The organism is Paenibacillus sp. AR247, from assembly GCF_002968895.1.
Classification (GTDB): Bacteria; Bacillota; Bacilli; order Paenibacillales; family Paenibacillaceae; genus Paenibacillus_AQ; species Paenibacillus_AQ favisporus.
This window is the reverse complement of sequence record NZ_PCZT01000024.1, coordinates 316,028-321,643: the sequence shown is the minus strand read 5'-3', so window position 1 is coordinate 321,643 and position 5,616 is coordinate 316,028. Positions and strand designations below refer to the sequence as shown.

General features: G+C 59.1%; 2 protein-coding genes and 2 pseudogenes. 1 reads left to right on the top strand and 3 read right to left on the bottom strand.

Translation table 11 applies throughout. The features are described 5' to 3' along the window. Nucleotides 1-147: 147 nt before the first annotated feature. Nucleotides 148-3,381, top strand: a complete 3,234-nt coding sequence (locus tag CPT76_RS32410) for an alpha-mannosidase (protein WP_105445802.1) — start codon at nucleotides 148-150, stop codon at nucleotides 3,379-3,381. 110 nt (nucleotides 3,382-3,491) lie between these two features. On the opposite strand, the gene CPT76_RS32405 is transcribed toward CPT76_RS32410, so the two are convergent. The 3 genes and pseudogenes from CPT76_RS32405 to CPT76_RS32395 all read right to left on the bottom strand — a co-directional run. Beyond that, entirely contained in the window at nucleotides 3,492-4,142 is a 651-nt protein-coding gene (locus tag CPT76_RS32405) for an amino acid ABC transporter permease (protein ID WP_076172665.1), read from the bottom strand. A gap of 36 nt (nucleotides 4,143-4,178) precedes the next feature. Continuing rightward, nucleotides 4,179-4,843 (bottom strand): annotated as a pseudogene (locus CPT76_RS32400) (amino acid ABC transporter permease). Nucleotides 4,844-4,915: 72 nt separating this feature from the next. Then, nucleotides 4,916-5,616 (bottom strand): annotated as a pseudogene (locus CPT76_RS32395) (glutamate ABC transporter substrate-binding protein); the annotation flags it as partial.

Sequence of the window (5,616 nt, the reverse complement as noted above, 5' to 3'; positions counted from 1 at the left end):
ATAAATGCTATATTATATATATTAATACGAGCAAAACTTATTGCCGATGTGCTGTAACCGACGAAGCAGCAATTTATTACTCCGGAAATTCCGGGAGCATGCATGGCCGGAGACGGAAGGATGCAGAAGGGGAAAAGGTGATCATCCATGAGATTTATGATTGAAAAGCTGGAGCGGCGCATTCAGGAGCTGGCCGGGCTGAGATACCGGAACCGCAAGCCGCTGGAGAACATGCATATCGTACCGGATGTGGAGAGTTTGGCGGAAGCGAAGGCCGCCGCAGGCAGCCAGCCGGTCGTGAAGGTAGGGGACCGCTGGGGAGGAAGGGACCGCTACGCCTGGTTCATCGCCGACGTGACGTTTCCCGCATCGTGGCGGGCGCAGGACGTCGTAGGACTGATCAAGCTTGGGGAAACCGGCGGGGGCAACTGCAGCGGTTATGAAGGCCAGGTGTATCTGAACGGGGAGCCGGCGCAGGCCGTGGACCGCAACCATGCCGAGCTGTTCTTCCCGGCGCAGGCTGTGGACGAAGGCTGCGTGGAGCTGGCCATCCGCGCATGGAGCGGACTGACGCCCCCGAACGGCAGCCATATGCCGTTTGATCATCGGGTTGATGTGCTGGAACTTGCGGTGCTTGACGCGGCAACCGACGATCTGTACTACACGGCGCTGCACATGCTGCAGACGGTGAAGCTGCTGGACGAACGCGCCTTGGAGAAGCAGGCGATGACGTCTGCGCTGGAGGAGGCGTTCCGGCTGCTGGACTGGAGCGCGCCGGGATCGGACCGCTTCTACGCCTCCACCGAGCAGGCGCTGAACGTGCTGAAGGAGCGGCTTGAGGCGATTCCGCGCGGCCCGCGGCCGCAGATCACCGCGGTCGGCCACTGCCATATCGACGTTGCCTGGCTGTGGCGGCTGAAGCATACCCGGGAGAAGTCCGGGCGCTCGTTCTCGACGGTGCTGACGCTCATGGACCGCTTTCCGGAGTATGTCTTCCTTCAGTCCCAGCCGCAGCTGTACGCTTATTTGAAGAAGGATTTTCCGACGCTGTACGAGAAAATCAAGGATCGCGTGAAGGAAGGCAACTGGGAGGCGACCGGGGCGATGTGGCTGGAGTCGGACTGCAACATTCCTTCCGGGGAGTCGCTGGTTCGGCAGCTGCTGACGGGCAAGCGCTTCTTCAAGAGGGAATTCGGCGTCGACAACCGCGTCTTATGGCTGCCTGATGTGTTCGGATACAGCTGGGCGCTGCCGCAAATTCTGAAGAAGAGCGGCATCGACTACTTCATGACGACCAAAATCAGCTGGAGCCAGTACAACCGCTTCCCGTACGACACGTTCATGTGGCGCGGCATCGACGGAACCGAAATGCTGACGCATTACATCACAACCCCGGACAACGACGGCAGCTGGTTTTATACGTACAACGGCAACATTACCGGCTCCTCGATTCAGGGATTGTGGGATAACTACCGGCAGAAGGACATCAACGAGAACCTGCTGCTCGCCTACGGTTGGGGCGACGGCGGCGGCGGTCCGACCCGGGATATGCTCGAAGCGGCCCGCCGTTATGAAGATATGCCGGCGGCGCCGCAGGTGAAGCAGGGCGGAGCCGAAGCATTCTTCGAACAGCTGGAGGCGCGGGTCAAGGATGATCCGCAGCTTCACTTGTGGGACGGGGAACTGTATCTGGAATACCATCGCGGTACCTATACGTCCCAGGCTTATAACAAGCGGATGAACCGCCGGTTGGAGCAGCTGCTGCACAACGCGGAATTCGTGAACGCGCTGGCGCTGATGCTGAATCCGGGCTATGCCTATCCGGCCGGGGGCCTCGCGGACAGCTGGGAAATCGTGCTTCGCAACCAGTTCCATGACATCATCCCGGGCTCGTCTATTCACGAAGTGTATGAGGACAGCCGGGTCGAGTACGCCGAAGCCGAGCAGCTGGCCGTGCAGGTGCTGGAACAGGGGCTGTCGCAGTTTACCGCCGAGGGCCGCGGAGAAGCGGGCGCACAGCCGGACTCCGCCAAGGCGGAAAGCAAAGGCTCCCCTGTCCGGATTTTCAATCCGCTCGGCTGGGAACGCTCTTTCGTCAGCGAAGTATCCGTGGAAGGGGCCGCACAGATGGTGTGGTATTCCGCAGCCGGAGAAGAGCTGCCGTCCCAGATCATTCCTGCGCAGGAGGATGGATCTGCCCGCGTGCTGGTCACCGTGAAGGATGTGCCGGCCTACGGCTACACGACCATTTACGGCCGCAGCGAGGGGGCAGGCACCCAAGGTTCGGCTTCCGCTGCAGGCGCAGCAGCGGCTGAGACGGATTGGCAGATCACGGGAGACGTCGTGGAAACGCCGTTCTACAGCATCCGCTTGAACGAAGCCGGTCAGCTGGTATCGCTGTACGACAAGCAGGCGGACCGCGAAGTGCTGAAGCCGGGCGAGCCGGCGAACGTGCTGCAGGTGTTCGAGGATAAGCCGATGGCGCACGACGCCTGGGACATCGATATTTTCTACCAGGAAAAAATGCGGACGGTCGAGGATCTGAAGGAACTGACGGTCCTGGAGGAAGGACCCCTGCGCGGCGTGATCAAGCTGGTGTATGCGTATCACAACTCCACCATCGAGCAGCAGTTCACGGTGTACCGGGACGACCCGCGGATCGATTTTGTGACCAAAGTGGATTGGCAGGAGCACCAGCAGCTGCTCAAGGCAGCATTTCCGGTCGACATCCGCTCCACCAAGGCCACTTACGAGATCCAATTCGGCAACGTGGAGCGTCCGACCCACTGGAACACGAGCTGGGATTATGCCCGGTTCGAATCCGTGGCGCAGCGCTGGGTGGACCTTTCCGAGGGCGGTTACGGCGTCAGCCTGCTGAACGACTGCAAATACGGGCATGACATCCGCAACCACGTCATCCGCCTCAGCCTGATCAAGTCCGCCGTCTATCCGGACGGATCCGCCGATCAGGGGGAGCATGAATTTACGTATTCGCTGTATCCGCACCGCGGCGGCTGGTATGAAGGCGGAACCCACCAAGCGGCCTGCGGCCTGAACACGCCGCTGCTGGCCGTGCCGGTACAGGAAGGCATTTTGCCAGAGGCGCTTGGTCTGGTCAAGGTGAATCAGCCGAATATTATGATCGACACGGTCAAAAAGGCCGAGGACAGCGACGATATCGTCATCCGCATGTACGAATACGGCGGCATCCGCACCCGCGCCCGGGTCGAGCTGGACCCGCAGGCCGGTGCGGTCAGCACGGCGGCCGAGACGAATTTAATGGAAGAAGGCGGCGAGCCGTTGAGCGTATCGGGCAATGGTACGGAGCTGCGCTTCAAGCCGTACGAAATCAAAACGCTGGTGGTATCGCTGGCGCGGTAACCGCCCACACCATACTTGATGCGGATACGCCTCAAACCCAAGCAAGCCCAGCCTCACCCGTGAAGGGGGAGAGCTGGGCTTGTTTTCTTTGTCCGGGCCGAGCAGCCGTGTCAGAGCGTCTTGGCCTCCAGCCGCCGGGCGATGATCGAGAGAATATAGTTCACGATGAAGTACAGGGCGGCAGCGAAGATAAGGGCCGGGATGACGTAGTTCGGGCTGTGTCCCTGCAGGATCTGCACGTTGTGCATGAGCTCGGGAAGCGAAATGATAACCGCGAGCGACGTATCCTTGAGCAGCGAGATGAACTGGCTGACCAAGGGCGGAACCATGCGGCGGAGCGCCTGCGGCAGAATGATATGCCGGAGCGTCTGCATATAGCTCAGCCCCGAAGAGCGGGCCGCCTCGATTTGTCCCCGGTCAACGGAATTGAGTCCGCCGCGGACGATCTCCGAAATCATGGCCCCCTCGAACAAGGTCAGGCCGACGACCGTCGCCCAGAAGGGGGACATCTTGATCCCGAGCTGAGGGAGCACGATGTACATGAAGAAGATGATCAGCAGCAGCGGCAGGTTCCGGATAATATCGACGATGGCTGCGACAATCCGGGACAATACGGGGATTTTAGCGTAACGCAGCGTCCCGAGAACGGTTCCCAGCACGAAGCTGAACACAATGGACAACACCGCGACCTCGATCGTAACGAGAAACCCCTCAAGCAGAAACTTGACGTTGGGTAGGGAATAGGCACCTATAAAATCCATGGCGGCATCTTCTCCTCTTGCCAGAATAAAGCCCCTTTATCGGTCAGCCGAGCGGAATCGGCGTTCCATGTAATGGACCGCAAAGCTGAGCGGAAGCGTAAGCACCAGGTAAAAGACGGCGACGATCGTATACACGGTCAGGGGCAGGAAGGTGTCGGAGTTGATCAGGTCGGCGTAATACATCAGGTCCATCCCAGTCACGACGGCCAGAATGGACGAATTTTTAACGAGATTAATAAACTGGTTGCCGATGGCCGGCAGCACAATCTTAATCGCCTGGGGCAGCACGATGTGAAGCATCGTCTGGACGTACGAGAGTCCCGTCGCGCGGGCGGCCTCGGTCTGGCCGGTCGGTACGGACTGGATGCCGGCACGGATGGCTTCCGCGATGAAAGAGGCGGTGTAGACCATCAGCCCGAGCGTCCCCGAGGTAAAGCCGTCCAGCGGCAATCCGAGCGACGGGATTCCCAGGAAAAAGAAAACACGACGAGCAGGAGCGGGATGTTGCGGATAAACTCAACATACACCGTTCCGATCACATTCAGGGCCCGGATTGGGGAAATCCGCATCACGGCGATGATAACGCCGAGCACGAAGCTCCCGATCAAGGCGAGGACGCTGGCTTCGATCGTGTGGACAAAGCCTTCAGCAAAACGGTCCCAGTGGTTAAACAAGACGTGAATGTCAAATTTGCCCGGCATGGCCTTCGTCCTTTCTTAAAGGTTTTCAGGGCTCCCCGCAGCGTACCGGGAAAGGCAGCGAAAGCCAAGGCCCTACTCGGGTTTGACACCCATCCACTGCTCATACAGCTTGTCGTATTCGCCGCTGTCCTTCATTTCCTTGAGCAGATCGTTGACGGTTTTCACAAACTCGGCGTCGCCTTTTTTGATGGCGATTCCGTAAGGCTCGTCGGTGAAGGTGCCGCCGACCAGCACGTAGTTCGGATCCTGTTTTTGCATGCCGAGCAGGATGGCGTTGTCGGTCGTCAGGGCTTCCCCTTGGCCAGCTTTCAGCGCGGTAAATGCGTCCTGATAGTTTTCAAACTCCAGCACGGTGGCGTCCGGCGCTTTTTCGCGGATGTTTTTAGCCGAGGTGGAGCCTTTGACGGTCAGCACCTTCACGCCTTTTTTTAAGTCCTCCAGGCCTTGGATGGCGCTGCCTTTCTTCACGAGCAGGGATTGACCCGCTTTAAAATAGACGTCGCTGAAATCGACCTGCTGCTTGCGCTCCTCGGTGATGGTCATCGTGGCGACGATGAGGTCGATGTCCCCGTTCTGCAGCAGCGGAATGCGGGTTTTGGACGTTACTTCCTTCAGCTCGATCTTGTTTTCATCGCCGAGTATTTTTTTGGCCTAGCGCCTTGGCGATGTCGATGTCAAAGCCCTCTACCTTTCCGGAAGTCGGGTCCTTCAGCCCGAACAGCTTGGTGTCGTATTTCACGCCGGCGATAAGCTTGCCGCGGGCCTTGATCGCT

Coding starts and splice junctions, on each gene's coding strand:
- CPT76_RS32405 (WP_076172665.1), bottom strand. CDS start 4,142: ATGGATTTTATAGGTGCCTATTCCCTACCCAACGTCAAGTTTCTGCTT.
- CPT76_RS32410 (WP_105445802.1), top strand. CDS start 148: ATGAGATTTATGATTGAAAAGCTGGAGCGGCGCATTCAGGAGCTGGCC.